At 55.6% G+C, this 20,375-nt stretch carries 8 protein-coding genes and 4 pseudogenes; 2 read left to right on the forward strand and 10 right to left on the reverse strand.

What is annotated here, in order from left to right; genetic code table 11:
* Positions 1-4 precede the first annotated feature (4 nt).
* Positions 5-1,045 (reverse strand): annotated as a pseudogene (locus J2Y39_RS26450) (cache domain-containing protein); the annotation flags it as partial.
* Positions 1,046-1,248: 203 nt separating this feature from the next.
* Between J2Y39_RS26450 and J2Y39_RS07855 the strand changes: the two are divergent.
* Complete coding sequence (locus J2Y39_RS07855) at positions 1,249-2,292, forward strand: LLM class flavin-dependent oxidoreductase (protein WP_310216469.1); 1,044 nt, start codon at positions 1,249-1,251, stop codon at positions 2,290-2,292.
* A gap of 93 nt (positions 2,293-2,385) precedes the next feature.
* Here the strand turns inward: J2Y39_RS07855 and J2Y39_RS07860 are convergent, their stop codons facing one another.
* Together J2Y39_RS07860 and J2Y39_RS07865 are read right to left on the reverse strand one after the other, a co-directional pair.
* Positions 2,386-2,685 (reverse strand): hypothetical protein, encoded by a 300-nt coding sequence (locus J2Y39_RS07860; protein ID WP_310216472.1) that lies wholly within the window; start codon positions 2,683-2,685, stop codon positions 2,386-2,388.
* A 187-nt stretch (positions 2,686-2,872) separates the two neighbouring features.
* Complete coding sequence (locus tag J2Y39_RS07865; protein ID WP_056789325.1) at positions 2,873-3,424, reverse strand: hypothetical protein; 552 nt, start codon at positions 3,422-3,424, stop codon at positions 2,873-2,875.
* Positions 3,425-3,995: 571 nt separating this feature from the next.
* Here J2Y39_RS07865 and J2Y39_RS07870 point away from each other — a divergent pair.
* On the forward strand, positions 3,996-4,475 hold the full coding sequence (locus J2Y39_RS07870; protein WP_310216476.1) for a hypothetical protein: 480 nt from the start codon (positions 3,996-3,998) through the stop codon (positions 4,473-4,475).
* Between the two features lie 188 nt (positions 4,476-4,663).
* On the opposite strand, the gene J2Y39_RS07875 is transcribed toward J2Y39_RS07870, so the two are convergent.
* The 7 genes and pseudogenes from J2Y39_RS07875 to J2Y39_RS07905 all read right to left on the reverse strand — a co-directional run bounded on the left by J2Y39_RS07875 (position 4,664) and on the right by J2Y39_RS07905 (position 20,351).
* Complete coding sequence (locus tag J2Y39_RS07875; RefSeq protein ID WP_016775049.1) at positions 4,664-5,098, reverse strand: hypothetical protein; 435 nt, start codon at positions 5,096-5,098, stop codon at positions 4,664-4,666.
* Positions 5,099-6,198: 1,100 nt separating this feature from the next.
* Positions 6,199-7,875 (reverse strand): annotated as a pseudogene (locus tag J2Y39_RS07880) (DUF637 domain-containing protein); the annotation flags it as partial.
* A 50-nt stretch (positions 7,876-7,925) separates the two neighbouring features.
* Positions 7,926-8,193, reverse strand: a pseudogene (locus J2Y39_RS26455) (hypothetical protein); the annotation flags it as partial.
* A 75-nt stretch (positions 8,194-8,268) separates the two neighbouring features.
* Entirely contained in the window at positions 8,269-8,550 is a 282-nt protein-coding gene (locus J2Y39_RS07890; protein WP_095180220.1) for a hypothetical protein, read from the reverse strand.
* Positions 8,550-10,976: pseudogene (locus J2Y39_RS07895) on the reverse strand (DUF637 domain-containing protein); the annotation flags it as partial. The gene J2Y39_RS07890 and the pseudogene J2Y39_RS07895, both read right to left, overlap by 1 nt.
* A gap of 462 nt (positions 10,977-11,438) precedes the next feature.
* On the reverse strand, positions 11,439-12,071 hold the full coding sequence (locus J2Y39_RS07900; RefSeq protein WP_310216482.1) for an SMI1/KNR4 family protein: 633 nt from the start codon (positions 12,069-12,071) through the stop codon (positions 11,439-11,441).
* Between the two features lie 3 nt (positions 12,072-12,074).
* Positions 12,075-20,351 carry a DUF637 domain-containing protein gene (locus tag J2Y39_RS07905; RefSeq protein WP_310216484.1) on the reverse strand — a complete coding sequence of 2,759 codons (8,277 nt, stop codon included), beginning with the start codon at positions 20,349-20,351 and terminating at the stop codon, positions 12,075-12,077.
* Positions 20,352-20,375: the final 24 nt, after the last annotated feature.

Below are 20,375 nucleotides of genomic sequence, written 5' to 3' on the forward strand. Positions count from 1 at the left end.
GCCCACGGACTTCCAGTCGCGCAGTCAGATCGCCCTCGCCTTGCGCGATGCCTTCGAGACCACTGGCGACACCACGAATCGGCTTGACCATCAGTCCGGCAAACCACGCGCCGGCCATCGCGAACAACAATGCGCAAACCACAGCGATAGCGCCGATCAGCCAGGTCAAACGCGTCGCCCCCGCCATCACTTCGCTCGCCTTGACCAAGCCGACAAACCGCCAGCCCAACGCCTGCGAGGGCCAGACCAGCGCCATGTAATCCTCGCCGGCCAGTTGCACCTCGACCAGGCCTTTGCCCGCCTCGGCCAGTTGCTGATAACCGTCGCCGAGATCGCTGAGTTTCTTGAAGTTGTGCGCCGGATCGCTTGGGTCCACCAGCACGGTGTTGTTGGCTTCCATCAACATCAGATAACCGCTCTCGCCGAGGCGGATCTGCTTGACCAGATCGGTCAACTGCTTGAGCGACACATCGATATTGACCACGCCGGCATTGCTGCCCAACTGGTTGTTAAAACTGCGCACGGTGCTCACCAGCACCACGTCATCCGCCGCCCAGTAATAGGCCTCGGTGCGCAAGGTTTTGCCGGGGTTGGCCATCGCGGTTTTGTACCACGGCCGGGTGCGCGGATCGTAGTTCGCCAACTTCGCATCGCCCGGCCAGAACAGATAACCGCCCTGCTCGGTGCCGACGGACAGATAGGTATAGGCCGGATGCGCCTTGGCCAGACCGTCGAACAGCTTGAACAGCTGTTGATCCTGCGGCCCCATCGGCACTTGCGCGGCGTCGCTGCTCAGGTAGCGTTTGAGGCTGGTGTCGATGCTCTGCAGTTGCGGATGCTCGGCCAAGTAAGCAACGTTCTGGCTGATGCCCTCGAAGAACAGCTGCATCGCGTTTTCCACCTGACGCACCTCGCGCCCGGTGCTGTCGGTAAAGGTGTCGCGCGCGCCCTCGCGGACATTGAGGATGATCAGCGCTGCCACCAGCAACACCGGCAGGCTGGCGATTACCGCAAACGCCAGAGTCAGTTTTTGTTTTATGTTCATTGCTTGCGCCTTCCTTGTTCGAAGTGTCGGTCAGAAATATTTTGCGGATATTCCGTATTATGGTATACCAATATTCAATCAACCGAACAGCCGTCCTCGAAGGCGTGCCTGAATGGTGAGAAGACTCGCGAGCGCAACGCGTTCACGTCAGTTCGACAGGCCCGCACACGACCGGCCAATTACAAAAGACTCGAGGTAGCGTCATGAAATTTTCCCTGTTCGTACACATGGAACGCTGGGACGAAAGCGTCAGCCACCGCCAACTGTTCGAAGACCTGACCGAACTGACCCTGATGGCCGAGGCTGGCGGTTTCAGCACCGTGTGGATCGGCGAACACCACGCCATGGAATACACCATCTCCCCAAGCCCGATGCCGCTGCTGGCCTACCTCGCAGCGAAAACCACGACCATCCACCTCGGCGCCGGCACCATCATCGCGCCGTTCTGGCACCCGCTACGCGTCGCCGGCGAATGCGCCCTGCTCGACGTGATCAGCAACGGCCGCATGGAAGTCGGTCTCGCGCGCGGCGCCTATCAAGTTGAATTCGACCGCATGGCCGGCGGCATGCCCGCCTCCAGCGGCGGCCAGGCCCTGCGCGAAATGGTCCCGGTGGTCCGCGCCCTGTGGCAAGGCGACTACGCCCACGACGGTGACATCTGGAAATTCCCCACCTCCACCAGCGTGCCGAAGCCGATCCAGAAGCCCAACCCACCCATGTGGATCGCCGCCCGCGACCCCGACTCGCATAACTTCGCCGTCGCCAACGGCTGCAACGTCATGGTCACGCCATTGATGAAAGGCGACGAAGAAGTCCTCGACCTGAAGAACAAATTCCAGACCGCGCTGGACAACAACCCAGACGTGCCGCGTCCGCAATTGATGGTACTGCGCCACACCCACGTGCACACCGCCGACGACCCGGACGGCTGGAAAGTCGGCGCGAAAGCGATCTCACGTTTCTATCGCACCTTTGATGCGTGGTTCGGTAACAAGCAGACACCGGTCAATGGCTTCCTCGCGCCGAGCCCGGAAGAGAAGTTTGCCGGACGTCCGGAGTTTGAGCTGGAAAGCCTGCACAAGACCGCGATGATCGGCACGCCGGAAGAGATCATTCTGCGGATCAAGTACTACCAGGAACTGGGGGTGGATGAGTTCAGCTTCTGGTGTGACAACAGCTTGCCGCATGAAGAGAAGAAGAAATCGCTGGAGTTGTTTATCAAGCATGTGGTGCCGGCGTTTCGCTAAAGGTTTCGCAGGTTAAACCAAAAAAAACGCCCCGCTTCAGACGGGGCGTTTCTTTGGAAACAGCATCGACTTGTGCAACCTGGCTTTCGCAGCCTATTCGCCGCTGCCACGGTCCTCGCTGAGCACTTTGAAGGAGTGGAAGTTGAAGGCTATTTTTTCTTCTTCCTCATCAACCAGCTCATACCGGATACGATCCAGTCCGCCTTCAACCCGCGACACGCAAAGGTCCATGAACTGTGTCAAGCCACCACCAAATCCCCGCACGTTCAAACCGCCCACGTTAAAAAATATGACCGCGATAGTCGCTGCTCCAGGATCCGCAGACTTCGCCAGCGTCATCAACAGGTTGTAACCGCTAAGTCCATCTTCGGAATCCAGATGAAGACTTTCCACATAAACGTATTCACGTAGAAAGCCATTCAGTGCTTTGAGATTGCTCAGTGGTTGATCCTCGTATGTTGTCCATTGCCACCCTTGCCCGGCCCGTACTGGTAGGTATGAGTATGAGGATCCGTATGAAATGTATAACGCGAAGAGCGATTTATTTGTTCCACCTCACGAAAGGAAAACTATTCACAATCTATATTTTTTCAAAATAGGCATGAAAAGCTGCAATTATTTTATCCAAGGCTTTATCGTAACCTCTAAGACTCTGAAACTCTGCAGAGCTGATCAAGTTGCAGCTTAAACACTCAGAAAACTCACTAGAAGCATGCCGTGAATCGAAAGCCAGCACACCGTACTCTTCGCAAGCACTTTCAAACAATAGCCAATCAAAACTCACATTACCCATGACAACCGGATAATTTACTGTACCCTTGAAAAAATCTCGAAACCCCACGCTTAACTCCTCAACATCTTCTTGAGTATTCTCCCCATCAAAAAGATAACAAGTGCTAGCCAGCGGCGCATCGAACAGGGCAAACGCACTCGTCGAAAAAACTTTAAAGCTAGAACAGAGCAAACTATCGAGTACATCAACATTGCTCAAAAGAGGCCTCTCAAAAAAATAAAACTCTAATCCTGAATCTCGAAAAACCATTTCGGGCAAATCTTTATTCAGTTCAAGACGATTCGATAACATCGCGGTTATCTGATTTAGCTCTTGATGTTCGAGTTTGGTGAGGCTCATTTAGTTACCCTTGAATCGGATTTTGACAATCGTTTTTTTGATACCTGCAATATCCAGCGATGCAGTTGGTTCTTTAGTCGACGTCGACTCTGGATAGAACCTATAGGTCCTATCTCCCTTGGTCAATATTGAAACTTTTCCGTCTTGTGAGAATGTCCTGCTATAACCATTGACTTCAAGCATTTTTATTGCTTCTGCGGGAGAGGTAAAAGCATCGATCTGACCCGAGCTGTTTCGCGTCCATTTTGGCACAAACTCCACTGCGGTAGAGAGGTAACGGGGACAGACCACGTTTTCAGAGTGCTTTCTAAACGTGGTCTGTCCCCATTTACCCCCCGATGGCATCTTCAATATGTTGCGCCGACTCGGGGAAACGGGGACAGATCACGTTTTGGAATGCGTTTTAAACGTGGTCTGTCCCCGTTTATCTGGGTGCTAGGCCGGTGTCAGATCACATCTAGGCCTCTACAATTTACAAGAGACATTCAAACCACAAGCAGAGATAAAATCACGTATCGGTATATCAAGAACGCTACTTTCTCTAGCGGAGAGTACATCTTGCAATGTGACGATGCCTTTTTCAAAGTCTAAAGAAACGTCAAAGCAATTAAACTCGAACGCCCTGAACAGAATGCTCTCTGAGCAAACCCGCTCATCAAAGGCGTTTTTCAAAATAGAGCGAACGCTGTCGTCCAACTCTTGGGCCACAAATCGTTCTATTATCGTGCCGCCACTGCTCATAACCATTCCTAACCAGTACGAGAACGCAGTCTGGATCCCACCATCCCGAACATTTATTTTGATTGTCGAGATTGGAGCGCATCAGACGTTTGTTCCAATCACCTTACTTGAGAAAACGGCGGACAGACACGTTTTACTCCTTCATGTCGTAGAGGGTGCGGCCCTTGTTTTGCGCGGCCAGCAGGTTCAGATCATTACCGGCGTAGACGTAGGCTTCGTTGCCTGTGCAGATCTTCCCCGCGACCAGTGTGGTGTCGAGGTCCGGGCTGGTATTTGCGTCGCCGCCGGCGATGAATCAGCAGCTTCCTGAAAAGAGTAGTCGTCCTCTTCATGGACGCGTTTCTTGCCGTGCCTGCTGTGGATTTCGACGTTGTGTTCATCACCGGCCGAGACAGGGAGATATCGCGCTTGGCCTCGGCGGTAAGGTTGCCGGTAGCTTCGGCGATGGCGACAACGTTGATGTCGCGACCGGCATTGAGCTTCAGGTCGCCACCGCTTTTACGCTGGACGAGAATTGAAAGGTGGTCTGTCCCCGTTTATCTCCTCCATTTGTTGTGAATAACGCTTTTCTAATCTTTCAGCAGACCTTTGAACTCCATCGCGTTCATCTGGAAAGTAAGCAGAATAAACATCAGCTGCAATTTTCATCAGAGAAACGTAGTCAGCCACAGGTATGCTAGAAGTTAACGCTTCCCCCAAGAAGAAACTTACCTCATTGAATTCTTCTGGATCGTCCCAATCCTGATCAAGCGAGTAAAAAAAACCTTCAGCCACTGAGAACCCATGTCCCTGCGAAGCGTCGTAGATGAACGCAGGAAAATTAGTCCTCCCTCTTACGATAGAAGCCTCAATTAACTCGTAAAGACCCTCATAATCTGCGTCAGTTGAAGAAAATGATTCCTTGAGAACCTCTAACCAAACCAAATCAGCCATTATTTCGTCCTCGGCGGCATAGTAATAAATGAGTTTGTTATATCTCCAGTTTTGCTATCACGCGTCACTTGAAAGTAATAACCATCAACTTTGATACTGGCCTCCCTCGTGGCTGGATTAGTTCTGAACAAAGAGCCAGCTTCGACTGCCGCCCTGCTCGACATATCAGCCACCTTGATATCTGACAGAATCTTCGAATCATAAGTTGTTTTGGTAGATTTGGACTTGTATCCACCGACCAACTCGCCCCGAGTGTTAGTTTTAGGCAACTGATAACTATACTCCACAAGGCCAGGATAACGGACATCCGTAGTTTTGTTGGAGATTTTTGCCCCTGTTTTTTCAACCGACTCCAGGAAGGCATCGCTGTTATGAGCACCAGAAATCGTCCCCGCCTTACTATTACGCACGCCGATCTGGGTGTTATGACTAAGAACTTTCTCGCCAAAATCTTTCAAAAATGTAGAGGTTGCCTGACCTCCAACGGTGGCTGCCCCCTCTGAACCTATCGCTGCCGGCCTAACGACTGCCGCAATCTGCTCAGCCGTTAGCTTAGCCCCAGTTTTCGCTTCGATCTCCATCAAACCGCGGAGATCACTCAGTTCCTTGGCTGCGGCCCCACCTGCTGCGGCCCCTAACCCCACGGGAAGTGCCTCCGACATTCCTGCCTCAGCGGTCCAGATCGCGACTTCGTTCGCGCACAGCACTGGGTTTGCTGCACAAGTAGCTGCACCTCTCGTGGCCAACTGTCCAAGCAAACCAATCGCTTCCGGCGCAAGAGCAATAATTCCCGCTGCAGCCAACAATTTCACCGCATTAGCAGGATCCCCTTTCGGAAGGTGGTCGAGGACCGCTCGCGTCCTAGCGTTGGTCGAGTCGGCGATATTGCTATGAAGGAATTGATCTGTGATCCCCGATTTGTCATTTTCCCAAAGTTTATTTAATGCAAGAGAGCCTTCATCAATCTCAGCCTTGATCTGCGCGCAATCGCCGGTCGCCCAACAGTTATTGAGCCGCGCCGTGTTATCCGCATCACGCTTGGCAAACTCAGCTCGAACAGCATCACAGTTGTCTTTACACTCCTTAAGCGCTTTCTCGAGGTCTTTTACATCCTGATGATTCAGGAAGTTGTACTGTGTCGCGTTGTTGGCAACCCAAGAAGCATTTTCCAATGACTCTTGATCAGTATTGCCCAGCGCAGTTGCGGAGAGCACCCCCACAATCTGCGACCCCATGAGCAACAACTCAGGATTGCCCTTGAACCATTTGTTCATCTCACCAACAAGCGCTTCATTCGCACCAGCCGCCAACGCGCCTGTCGCAAAATCCCCGCCGGTCATCTCCGACAACAGCCCACCCACCGCCGCATGAATGATGATTTTGCCCGCTGAGCCATCATCCAGAACGCCCTGCGTGAGATCGCCCACCATGTTGAAGCTGAACGCCGCGACGGTATTGAACAGAGCCGTCTTCAGAACGTCACCGGCACTTGCATCGCCGCCGACTGCCTTGGTGATCAGCGCGGAAGTGCCACCCTGGATGATTTGGCTTCCAGCGAATCTACCGACGCCCTCCCACGTGGCTAACGACGGGCCGAGCAGCTTTCCGGTATTCGGATCGTATTTCATACCCGTCAGCTGGTTCAGGTATTCGGCCATCAATCCGGCTGTCACTCCGGAAATCACATAGCCCTTCAGTGCATCGGATGAAGTAACGTCCGCGAAAACCGCTCCAAGGTTTCCGCCGTTATTGATAAAACTGGTCGTGGCATTTGTGGCTGCACCTGTTGCCACAGCGGCGAGGCCTGCGGCCCAGGCGGTGCCCATGCTCGCGCTTAGCGAAGCGAACGCAGCAGGCCCGACAAAGGCAGCCATCACGATCGCAATAATCATCTGCGAAGCCGGGCCAAGCCCCGAGTTGCTGTATTTAAACGACTCGTGAATCTCCTTCACGCGCCGCCAATCAACATCTCCCCGAGCCTCCGCATCCTTCAACCACGCCAGTTGCGGATCAGCCTTGACCATCGCATCAATGGTCTGGCTGACGGACTCCTGACTCACATCCTTGATATCAATCTTCAGCCCATCGACCGCTTTCAGGACGATGTTGCCCTTGGCAATCATCTGCGTCTGCCGCAGGGTTTCGTCGGTGTTGCCGCGACCCTTGGCCGAGACCCACGCCGCGTTGTTGTTGGTTTTGGTATGGCTCTCGTCATGCAGATCCTTCACCCCTTCGAAGGTGATGGCGCCGCCGCTGTCGAGGAGGATGTCCTTGCCGCTGTCGAGTTTGGCCACCTGGTAATGCTGGTCGCCCTGGCTGACCAGAGACAGGTTGCCGCCGGTCTTGATTTCGCTGCCGACGTGGGTGACCTGGGTGACTTCGTCGCGCTGGAGTTTCAGGTTGCCGAAACCGCCCTTCTCCTTCATGTCGTAGAGGGTGTGGTCCTTGTTCTGCGCGGCCAGAAGACTGAGGTCGTTACCGGCGTAGACGTAGGCTTCATTGCCTGCGCTGATTTTGCTCGCGACCAGTGTGGTGTCACGGCCGGAACTGGTTTTTACGTCGCCGCCGGCGATGAACTCAGCTGCTTTCTGAACAGTGTGGTCATCCTGTTCATGGACACGTTTCTTGCCGTCCTTGCTATGGGTTTCGACGTTGTGTTCATCACCGGCCGAGGACATGTTGATGTCGCGCTTGGCCTCCGCAGTGAGTTTGCCGGTGGCTTCGGCGGTGCTGGCGACGACGTTGATGTCGCGACCGGCATCGAGCTTCAGGTCACCATCGCTTTATAAGCTCGACGCGAATTGAAAGGTGGTCTGTCCCCGTTTATCTCCAGGACAATGTTGCCTATGGAAATCATCTGGGTCTGTCGCAGGGTTTCGTCGGTGTTGCCCCAGACCTTTGGCCGAGACCCACGCGGCGTTGTTATTGGTTTTGGTGTGACTCTCGTCATGCAGATCCTCCACCCCTTCGAAGGTGATGGCGCCGCCGCTATCGAGGACGAAGCCCTTGTCGCTGATCAGCTAGGGCCACCGGTAATGCTGGTCGCCCTAGCTGATCAGCGACAGGTTGCCACCGGTCTCGATTTCGCTGCCGACCATTCCCGAAAGAAGCCACACACCGCACTTCTAGATACGCTGAGCTTTCGACTGCCGAACCTGCCAACTCTTTAGTCAGAGGTAGATTCCAGCTCTTTCAAGCTCGCAGAAAAAAAACCTCATACCTTCTCGTATATTATCTGTGTCCTTTCTTAGAACCACGTTACTTTGCGAAGAGGCATTTAGAACAAAAGTATAAATATCAGACTTCCTTTCACCGTCGATTTTAAATATAAAGAATCCTTCGCATTTTTTTGCTACCAGCTCCATAATCTGAATGAAATCATCCAGATGCACACTATTCATATCTAAAAACCCAAAACGAGCAGCATATTTATCAGAAGGATCACAAGACATCAATCCAGACCTCTCAATGCGTTAGAAATATCTTTAACATCTGTTAATTTCCCTGTAGCAACCTTATCTACGACATTCCATATCACCTGCTTTGGCGGACCATCGACACCGTTTCTTATAATTAGCCGCTCCACAACCTCAACAGCCGTTCGTTTATTCCCATTATCAAACAGATGCCCCCCTGCGATATCTCTTATAATTGAACCAGCCTTATTAAAGAATCCATCATAATTGCTGGCGTTTGCAATAGCCGTATCCACGCTTCGAAACGATATTGAACCATCAAATTTTGAATTGATGGCGTTTATTTCACCCGCGCTTAGTCCAAATTTGAAACCACCAAGTCCTGCTCCCGATGGAATGCTAGGTGACGAGAGTAGGCCTGGTGTCGAACCTAAGCCGGGAAGAGCTACGTCGTCTACGGCTCCGATATCCGCCGCACCTTTTGCACCAACCAGAACCTCCTCGGTTTTGCCAACCAATTTGCTCCCAGCCCCGATCCCTCCAGTCAGAATCGTCCCAGCGATTTCCGCATGATCACCCAGCATCGTTTTATGGTGAGAGTTCAGCTCGTCCGTGTGGTTCGAGTCTTGGAAGTCCTGAACAATCGCTCGCTCTTCAGCACTTAACCCGCCATTTGCATCGTAGTTTTCAAGCGCCAGCGTTCCCCCTTCAGCGGCGTTCGTCTGACCATTACACTGATCGAAACCCTCGCACTTGAACAGTTCGGATCCACTGGTTTTCGCGCTCAGTTTCGCATAGGTATCCTTCACTTTCTCTCGACAGGCTGCTGGATTTTCGCTAGCTCTACAGCCCTTCAACTCTGTGACGAGATCGTCTACTTGCTGATGATTCAGGAAGTTGTACTGTGTCGCGTTGTTGGCAACCCAAGAAGCGTTTTCCAATGACTCTTGATCAGTATTGCCCAGCGCAGTTGCGGAGAGCACCCCCACAATCTGCGACCCCATGAGCAACAACTCGGGATTGCCCTTGAACCATTTGTTCATCTCACCAACAAGCGCTTCATTCGCACCAGCCGCCAACGCGCCTGTCGCAAAATCCCCGCCGGTCATCTCCGACAACAGCCCACCCACCGCCGCATGAATGATGATTTTGCCCGCTGAGCCATCATCCAGAACGCCCTGCGTGAGATCGCCCACCATGTTGAAGCTGAACGCCGCGACGGTATTGAAAAGAGCCGTCTTCAGAACGTCACCGGCACTTGCATCGCCGCCGACTGCCTTGGTGATCAGCGCGGAAGTGCCACCCTGGATGATTTGGCTTCCAGCGAATCTACCGACGCCCTCCCACGTGGCTAACGACGGGCCGAGCAGCTTTCCGGTATTCGGATCGTATTTCATACCCGTCAGCTGGTTCAGGTATTCGGCCATCAATCCGGCTGTCAATCCGGAAATCACATAGCCCTTCAGTGCATCGGATGAAGTAACGTCCGCGAAAACCGCTCCAAGGTTTCCGCCGTTATTGATAAAACTGGTCGTGGCATTCGTGGCTGCACCTGTTGCCACAGCGGCGAGGCCTGCGGCCCAGGCTGTGCCCATGCTCGCGCTTAGCGAAGCGAACGCAGCAGGCCCGACAAAGGCAGCCATGACGATCGCAATAATCATCTGCGAAGCCGGGCCAAGCCCCGAGTTGCTGTATTTAAACGACTCGTGAATCTCCTTCACGCGCCGCCAATCAACATCTCCCCGAGCCTCCGCATCCTTCAACCACGCCAGTTGCGGATCAGCCTTGACCATCGCATCAATGGTCTGGCTGACGGACTCCTGACTCACATCCTTGATATCAATCTTCAGCCCATCGACCGCTTTCAGGACGATGTTGCCCTTGGCGATCATCTGCGTCTGGCGCAGGGTTTCGTCGGTGTTGCCGCGACCCTTGGCCGAGACCCATGCGGCGTTGTTGTTGGTTTTGGTATGGCTCTCGTCATGCAGATCCTTCACCGCTTCGAAGGTGATGGCGCCGCCGCTGTCGAGGAGGATGTCCTTGCCGCTGTCGAGTTTGGCCACCTGGTAATGCTGGTCGCCCAGGCTGACCAGAGACAGGTTGCCGCCGGTCTTGATTTCGCTGCCGACGTGGGTGACCTGGGTGACTTCGTCGCGCTGGAGTTTCAGGTTGCCGAAACCGCCCTTCTCCTTCATGTCGTAGAGCGTGTGGTCCTTGTTCTGGGCGGCCAGCAGACTGAGGTCGTTACCGGCGTAGACGTAGGCTTCATTGCCTGCGCTGATCTTGCTCGCGACCAGTGTGGTGTCACGCCCGGAACTGGTTTTTACGTCGCCGCCGGCAATGAACTCAGCTGCTTTCTGAACAGTGTGGTCATCCTGTTCATGGACACGTTTCTTGCCGTCCTTGCTATGGGTTTCGACGTTGTATTCATCTCCGGCCGAGGACAAATAGATGTTGCGACGGCATCGAGCTGCAGGTCACCGCCGCTTTTACGCTCGACGCGAATTTGAAGGTGGCCTGTCCCCGTTTGTCTCTCGAAAGTTGGTCTGTCCCCATTTATCCCCTCTAACTCCTTAGTCTTGAACCCGGAGTTTGGCGGGTAATCAACATCCAGTGTTTCGTCATAAATGGCTGCCCATTTTATTAGACGCTCCTGAAGTTCTTTAGAGATCGGAAGCTCCCAAGGAGCCATGCCCCCCGTACTCACTGGAGGACGTATTCCAAATTGGATAACATTGATAATCCGCCATTAATTTTATGCTTTTCATTTAACGCTCCCCCTTGGATTTGCACCTACAACGAAGCCGTTATCACCAACGGTAACAGCTATTCGCTGCGTCGACCTTTTATATTGGGGAAACGGGGACAGACTACGTTTTCGTAATGCTTTCTAAACGTGGTCCGCCCCCATTTATTTTCTCCTGTCAGTCCAGACTGAATTTAACCTGAGTACCGTCTGGTAAATTTTTAATCTTATCGGCTATATCGGCTCTGAGCCGCATGCCTTCTACAGCATCGGCAACATATAAATTATCCAAGGAAAAATCACCGCCCATTACAAAAGGCACTTTGGGCAGCAAACGCATCCCCGCACGAACTGGACCATTGCGCTTTTGCCACTGATGAGCCAACGGATAGCCTGTCAATACTTCATAGTCGTGCAGAACTACTTCAGCCCAGCTTTCAACATCCGCAGCCAAGTACTCTAACGAGCCAGTTTCCGGATCAAAAATGTAGATACTGCCATCCTTAATACAGAACTGTCCACCAAAGATATCTTCAGCAAAAAAGACAACGTTATCGGCTAGGCCATTGTAGCTACTGCGCCACAGGTCAGCGTGATTCCAATCAGATATGCCCATTTCACTTTGACTGGAGCCACTTGGAAAAACATGCAGCGCGCCTTCAAAAGCATAGAAGCCATTGCGCTGACGCAGCACATTAACAAGTTGTTCCGCCGAAGTCCCTGCCAGTTTGCGTATTGGCCCAGACAGTTCTGGCTCACGTTCACTCAAGGACGAACTTGCAATCGATAACAACTTATCCAGATTATTCATAATCTAATCTATCACCTCTATTCTAACCTTCGTCCCGTTAGGCAACTCTCTGCATTGAGCGCCAATACAAGCGCCCGCCCCACGGTTATCACCAGCGGGGATATGCCTTACTGAGGCTCCCTGCCCCCCTTCCTGGAACATGGCGGGCGGATATTCATCACGGTCGAGGCCCGGTTTTGTTTCAATTCCGCGCAAAGAATCACGCCTGCGCGTTGCCGCATTATCTCGATCTATGGTCAACGTGTCAGGCTTTCCTGCCCCGATGGCATCTTCAATATGTTGCGCCGACTCGGGGTAGCGATCTTTGCTGATCGTGACGACTTTTTCAGTACCGCCTGCGCCGCCAGCAACCCCTTTTACATCAACAACCTTTTCATCATCCACATGTTTAGCCGTCGTGCCTTTTCCGATAGCCCGCCCCGGAAAAATTCCGGCGCCCATCTCGAAAACCACAGCGCCCAATTTTGCAAAGAAGCCACCCTCCTGTGCTTTCACAACGGAAGCCATTGATCCAGCAGAATATAAATTCCCTCCTTGAACAGAGCTTACCCAATAGGCCTCTGCTCCGTTGCCTTCACTCCTCAGTTTGTTTATTAGTTCTGAAAATTTTTCGTCATCGTCGGCCAAATCGCGTGAGATCTGACGGCAAGTATCAGCTGCTCCTTTACAAAACTCGTCACGCTCCAACTCTCGTTGCTTGTCGAGCGCTTCGTATTTATCCCTGACTGCCAGCTTTTCCTCATCAGTGGATTTGCTGTCCATTTCGGCCAGCATCTCTTTCACCTCACGGTGATAGAGGTAGTTATAGGTCGTCGCACTCCCTGCGATGGCGGCCCCTAGCTGGGTGTTTTCATCCATGGCGGCAGCCGCTAACACGCCCGTCAGCTGCGACAGCATCACCTGCATCTGATCATTGCCACCAGCGAACTTCACAAGGACATTCATCGCCGCTTCGTTCAGCCCGGCAGCCGCCGCACCAGTAGCAAAATCCCCACCCATCGCCTCGGAAAGCAAGCCTCCCATCAGCGCATGCGCGACAACTTTTACTACGCCACCTTCCGGGAACTTGATCGTTTGATCGCCAACAAAATTGAACCCGGTCGCCATCGCGACACTGCCCGCTTCTCCCAGCAACGCGGAACCAAAGTTGTCACCAAAGCTACCGCCACCAATGGTGGTAGAGATGCCACTGGAAATGACCGCGCGACCCGCAGTTCGGATCGCTACGTCGGTAAAATTACTGCTGGTCAGAATACTTGCGGCTTTGCTGCCCCCCGCTGCAAACCAATTGGCATCGGCATAATCAAGCATGCCTGCGGTGAAGCCAGCGATAGCTGCGTTCTTGAGACTGTCGGCGCTGAATGTTTCCTTGAAAGCAGCGCCGAGGTTCCCTTTGTTGCTGATCGTGCTTGTCACGCCCGTCGTAGCGAGGGTTGTGGCGAATGCGCCGCCGAAGCCACCGCCGACCAAGCCCAGTCCTGCCGGCCCCATCACAAAAGACATCATGATGGCGATGGCAATTTGCGCCGCTGGCCCGACGCCCGAATTCTCGTATTTAAACGACTCGTGAATCTCCTTCACGCGCCGCCAATCAACATCTCCCCGAGCCTCCGCATCCTTCAACCACGCCAGTTGCGGATCAGCCTTGACCATCGCATCAATGGTCTGGCTGACGGACTCCTGACTCACATCCTTGATGTCAATTTTCAGCCCATCGACCGCTTTCAGGACGATGTTGCCCTTGGCGATCATCTGCGTCTGGCGCAGGGTTTCGTCGCTGTTGCCGCGACCCTTGGCCGAGACCCATGCGGCGTTGTTGTTGGTTTTGGTATGGCTCTCGTCATGCAGGTCCTTCACCCCTTCGAAGGTGATGGCGCCGCCGCTGTCGAGGAGGATGTCCTTGCCGCTGTCGAGTTTGGCCACCTGGTAATGCTGGTCGCCCAGGCTGACCAGAGACAGGTTGCCGCCGGTCTTGATTTCGCTGCCGACGTGGGTGACCTGGGTGACTTCGTCGCGCTGGAGTTTCAGGTTGCCGAAACCGCCCTTCTCCTTCATGTCGTAGAGCGTGTGGTCCTTGTTCTGCGCGGCCAGAAGACTGAGGTCGTTACCGGCGTAGACGTAGGCTTCATTGCCTGCGCTGATTTTGCTCGAGATCAGTGTGGTGTCACGGCCGGAACTGGTTTTTACGTCGCCGCCGGCGATGAACTCAGCGGCTTTCTGAACAGTGTGGTCATCCTGTTCATGGACACGTTTCTTGCCGTCCTTGCTATGGGTTTCGACGTTGTGTTCATCACCGGCCGAGGACATGTTGATGTCGCGCTTGGCCTCGGCGGTGAGGTTGCCGGTGGCTTCGGCTATGCTGGCGACGACGTTGATGTCGCGACCGGCATCGAGCTTCAGGTCGCCGCCGGTTTTCACTGTCGACGCGAGGTTTTCCACCGTGGTGGTAATGACTGAGCGGTGGCCGCCATCGAACGATTCGTGGAGTTCGTCTTCGTCGCGTGTCGCCAACAGGTTGATGTCGCGCGCTGCACTCAGGCTGGCGTCACCGCCGCTGCTGATGGCAGACGCGTTGGTCAGATCCTGTCCGGACTTGATGGTCAGGCTGTCGCGAGCGCTGATGAAGCCGCCGTCGTCGACAAGGGTGCGCATGCCGCTGCCATCACGTACAGCGATGGCGGTGCGATCGTTGACGATATCGCCCTTGAGTGTCGTCAGTTCGACCTGATTGCCGCGGATTTCGCCGGCCAGTGCGTTGCGGATGCTGTCGGTGGCCATGAGTTTGATGCGCTCATCGGCTTCGACCAGACCGCCCTGATAGAGACTGCCCTTGACGTCGACGGACACGTCGTTGCTGGCCTTCAATGTGCCGACGTTGACCAGATCGCTACCGGCCAGCATTTCCAGATCTCGGCCCTGAATCAGGCTGCCACCGCGCACGTTGCGCGACTCGGCCTGCGCCAGATACAACACCGGCACCAGCACTTTCTGGCCGTCGACGATGCGCTCTTCCATCCAGACAATGTCGTGGGTCAGCGCAGCGACCTGCGCCGAGGTCAGGCTGACGCCGACTGAGAGGTTCAATTGATTTTTGCTGGCGAGCGCGTTATCCATCAGATAACGAAATTGCTCGTAGTCGTTCTCCAGGCCACCGGCGAGAAAACGCTGGCCGGTCTGGGCCATGACGGCGTCGCTAATCAGCCGCGATTCATAGCGACCGTCACCGAGGCGACGCGCCGCTTCGTCGGCGCTGAAGTCGAGCTTACCGAGCAGGTAGTCGGAGCTCATGAACGCCGTCGTCTGAGTCAGCTCTGGGTTGGTTTCGATCAGATAACGGCTCTGCGGATTGGTGCTTTGCACGAACATGCCGTACGGGCCTTTCGGCAACCGGAAGGTCGAGGAAGCCGTCGGGTCGACTGCGGCGAACGGCACACCTTTGAAGTCCACCGGGGTGAAGCTGATCTGCTTCACGCCATCGGCGTCGACATGCTCGATACGGGTAACGGATCTGGAGGTTTGGGCGACAGCGTCGGTGCTATGTTTGCCCAGGTTGATGTTGATGCCGCCGACCGCGTCTGTCTGGTCGCTGGCCAGGGAACCTGTCAGTTGACCATAAGTGTTGTCGTATAGCGTGCCGTTCTGGATGCTGTTGGTGACGTCGAGCTTGACCTTGCCGCCGGCCTGCATCACCGCAGCGTAAACGGCGTTGCCGTTTGCATTCCAGGTGGTGACGTCACTCATCAAAGAGAATCGCGAATCACTGGAGCGACTGATCAGTTCATCGAACCGCGCCTGATCGAAGTTGCCGGCCGCGGTAGCCGCGTTGAACGCCGGAACATCGACGAACTCCATCTTGTCCCAGAGGCTGTTGTCGATACGCCCAGGGGTGCCCCTTTTCACCACTCGCGTCCCCGAACGCGACTCCGCGCCCTGGTTCAGCAGGCTGTCAGCCGTCACGGTCAGGTCGCCGTTGGCGGCCAGCAGGCTGTAACGGTTTTCAACCTGATTGGCGTGGATGGTGAAGTTCTTGCCTGCCACGAATCGCGCCGCGCGCGAGTCCTTGAGCACCTCGTCGTTGAATTGGGTAGTGATGGTGATGGTGCCGCGCTTCCAGCCATCACCACCATCGCAGTGCTGACCGCATACCCAGCTCAAACTGCCGGACGACTGACCGGAAGTCAGCTCGAACTCGGCTTTGGCGTTTTCGAAGGAAACCGCGTTGATATCGACGTCACCCTCGCCTTCGATGGTGCCCGACAAGTTGCTGAACAACGCCGCGCGCCCGCCATCGACAGCGTCGACGCTCATGTTGCCGCGGCTGTAAATATCGCCGTAATAGTTATTCAGGCTGTTGCCGTGCAGCTTCATCGTGCCGCCGCTGAACAGCAGCGTGTCGGCATCGTTGTAGAGACCGTTGGCGGCGGTGAATTCGAGATTGCCTTGGGCGCCGAGGGTGCCTTTGTTATTGATCCGTGCCGCCGTCACCGTGAGGTTCTGGTTGGCGATCAGGCGACCGAGATTGTCCAGTGTGCCGCGCAAGGTCATCACGGTGTCGCCGCCGCTAACCAGTCGCCCGTCCTGCTGGATCACGTCGTTGGCGCTGATCGTGAGTTTCTGCTGCGCGGAGACTTTGCCGCTGTTGAGCAGATTGCCGCCGAGGGTCAGCGCCAGATCGCCGCCGCTGAGCAATTGTCCGGCATTGTTCAGGTTGGCCACGTTGAGGCTGAGCGCCGAAGTACTGGCGATCCGTTCGCCAGCATTGAGCGTCAGGTTCTGCGCACTGGTGTAGGTCAGCCCGCCGTTCAGTTGCCAGGTACCAACACCGTTGACCGAGCCGACATCCCATACACCATTGCCCAGCCCGGTGAGACTGCCCTGGTTGTTGGCCAGTTGGCTCACATCCAGGTCGAAAAGGCCCTGTGCCGCGTGGCGCACATTGCCGCTGAAGTTATTGATTTCGGCACCCGACAGCAGCAGGTCCTGACTGCCGATTTCGATCACGCCGCTCTGGTTGTTCAGATTGCCGGTCAGCTTGATTTGACTCGCAGCGCCACCGAGGGCGCGGAGCTGGCCGCCGGCGCTGTTATCCAAGCCGCTGGCAGTCAGCTTGAGGCTGTTCGCCGATTCGATCAGGCCGCCCTGATTGAGGACCTGCCCGACGGCTTCGAGCCCCAGCTGATTACCGCTGATCTCGCCGCTGGTGTTGTCCAGGCTGGTACCAGTAAAGATCACCTGATCCTTGCCGAACATTTTGCCGGCGCGGTTGGTCAGGCGCGTTACCGTCAACGTCAGGTCATCGATCAGGCTGGAAATCAGCCCGGCCTTGCCGCTGGCTGCACTGTTGTCGAGGTCGGCACTGGTGATGCTCACCGAGTCGGCTTGCAGCGTGCCGCCCTGGTTTTGCAAATTGCCGTTGTTCAGCGCCAGTTCGGCATGGCTGCCGTTGGCCAGAATCACACCTTGCTGGTTGAGCAGTGTTTTGCCAGTAATCTTCAGGCCGTCGCTGCCAGCGATGATCTGCCCGGCAGCGTTGTTGTTGATCCAGACGCTATTGATGTCCAGGCGCTTGCCCTGCAGGGTGCCGCCCCGGTTATCCAGCGAGGTCAGTTGATCAAGGAGCAAGCGCTGTGCGCCAGCATCGACCAGACCGGTGACGTTGCTGAAGACTCCGGCAATGTTGAGGACGACATCGCCGCCATTACCGACGATGCCGCCCTTGTCGTTGTTGCCAAGTTGTTTGGCATTGATGTCGATAGCGTTGCCGAGCAGGACACCGGCGCTGTTGTCGATCTCGTCACCGTCGATGTGCAACTGACCTTCGCTCTGAATCCGGCCCTGTTGATTCAGCAGTTGCGACTGGCTTGGTGCAGTTTGCTTGAGGATCAACCGCGCGCCATCGGCACCTGCGGCCAACAACCCGTTGGCACGGTTATCAAGGCTGGCCGCGTGCAACTCCAGGTCGTCGGCGATCATCCGCCCGCCACGGTTGTCGACGTATCCGTCCTTGGCCACCACCAGCAATTGCCGGGCGGCGACTACACCGCCACGGTTATCGATAGAGCTGGCACGCAGTTCCACATCGCCTTTGATGGATTGCAGACGGCCCAATGCGTTGTTCAAGTGCTGCTGGACGAGGAGCGTCAGTTGCCCGGTTTCGGCGCTGAGCGTGCCGTCGTTGTTGCCGGTCAGATTGCGCAGGTTTGCGTCGACGATGCCGCCCAAAAGTTGGCCGCTGGCGTTTTGCAGATCTTGCGCGGTCAGGCTCAGGCGATCGGTCCCCTGGATCAGGCCAAGGCTGTTATCCAGGTCTGCACTGGAAACCACGCTGTCATCGGACGAAATCGTGCCTTGCGTATTATCCAGCGTGCCGCGACTGGCCACCTCGAGGGTTTTGCCCGTCAGACTTGCGTTGCGGTTGTTGATGCTCTGCGCAGTGACGGTCAAGCGATCCGAGGCTTGCACCTTGCCGTCGTGGTTGTCGAAATCCTGCATCAGCGTCAGATCAGCAGCACCGTTTTCCGCGCTGATCACACCCTTGGCGCTGTTATCAAGGCGAGTGGCCGTGACGTGAATGTCGTCGGCAGCCAGCGTCCCACCCTGATTGAGCAACTCCCCTCCCGACAGTGCCAGCGTGGTTTTCGCCTGGATCTTGCCCGCGCCGTTATTCAGACGTTCGCGGGCGACAACCTTGGCCTCACCGTCGCTGGCGCCGATCAGGCCGCCGCTGTTGTCCAGTTGACGGGCGTCCACGTCGAGGCGACCGGCGATCACTTTGCCGCCGGTGTTTTTTACCTCCTGAGCATTGAGCTTGAGGCTGCCGCCGGCGATTTCGATACGGCCCTGACGGTTGTCGATACTGTCGACCACCAGTGTTGCCGCTTGCCCATCGGCGAAGCGAATCAGGCCGCTGAGGTTGACGATGGCCGGCGCGCTCACGACCAGACGGGTTTCACCATAAACACGCGCATTCACACCTTGGTTGACCAGGCGCGCCGCGTTCAGAGTGAGGTCTTGAGCCTGCACGGTACCGTTCTGGTTCTCGAACGTGTCGGCTGCGCTGGCGTGCAATGTGCGGCTGGCCAGAACGCTGCCACTGTTGCTCACCGAAGCACTGTTGATCGACAGATCACCCTTGGCGTTGCGGCTGTTGTCTGCGTTCACCCCGGCTTCAATCACACCAGCGTTGGTCAGCCTGCCGCCGCTGCTCAGGCTGACGCTGTCACGAGCAGCGAGGCTTTGGCGATTGATCAGGTCTTCGGCGGTTTGTACGGTGACCTGCGTACCGGCATAAACCGCGCCCTGGGCATCGAGACTTTTGGCCTTTACATCGACGGCATTACCCGCCGTGACTTTGGCCAGGGTCAGTTGGCCATTGGCGTCGATCCGGATGTCACCTGCGCTGGCGGCAAGATCCCCTGCCAGCTTCACGCCAACGCCCTGCTCGGTGCCGACCAGTTTGATGGCGCCGGCATACATGCCGCCGAGCGCCGAGGAGTCGATGGCCAGTTGTGGTCTGGCGCTGCCGTCATCGGCACGGGCGGTGGCGCTGAGCGTGTCGGCGTTGACGTCGTTGCGGCCGGTGGTGATGTTCAGGTTTTTTGCGTGGATCTGTGCATTGATCTGCGCACTGCGGGTAATGATTTCGAAACTGTCGACGTTGCTCGCATCAAGACCGACGCCGTCAATCGAAACGCTTCCCTGATCGACCTGAAAGCGCTCCAGGCGACCGTTGTCGAGCACCGGTTTACCGGTGGTCAGCGTGACACGTGGCGTGTTGATGAAACCGCAACCGTTGCAACTGATGCCGTAAGGATTGGAAACGATCACCCGTGCCGATTGCCCTGCGACTTCGGTGTAGCCGCGCAACTGGCTCGGGCTGCCGCCATTGACTTCGTTGAGGATGGTTTGTGCCGCTGCGCCACGCAGGTTCGGGTTGCCGAGAATGATCCCGCCCAGTTGCGTCTGTTGCATGCGGTCGGTGGCGTTGTTGAGGATGACGCCTTGCGCACCGACGTTGTAGTCGTGGAACTGGTTATGCGACAGGCCACTGCCATTGGGCGCTGCGATGTTGACGATTGGCACGCCATTGCCGGCGCGATCCAGACTGGTGCCGGGTGCACTGACAACGATGCCGTCCGCCTGCGCCCAAACCGGTTGCCAGAACATGACGTTCGCCAGCAAAAAGGCCAGACCACGCTTGGGCATGCCGCAGAATTGCTCGCGCTTTTTTACGGCTGCAGAAGGTTGGCTGGCCAGGAAGGCCAGGTGGCGAATGTCCATATCAGAATCTCGATGCGGGCAAAA

The organism is Pseudomonas sp. 2957 (assembly GCF_031456345.1).
In the GTDB taxonomy this organism is placed as follows: domain Bacteria; phylum Pseudomonadota; class Gammaproteobacteria; order Pseudomonadales; family Pseudomonadaceae; genus Aquipseudomonas; species Aquipseudomonas siliginis.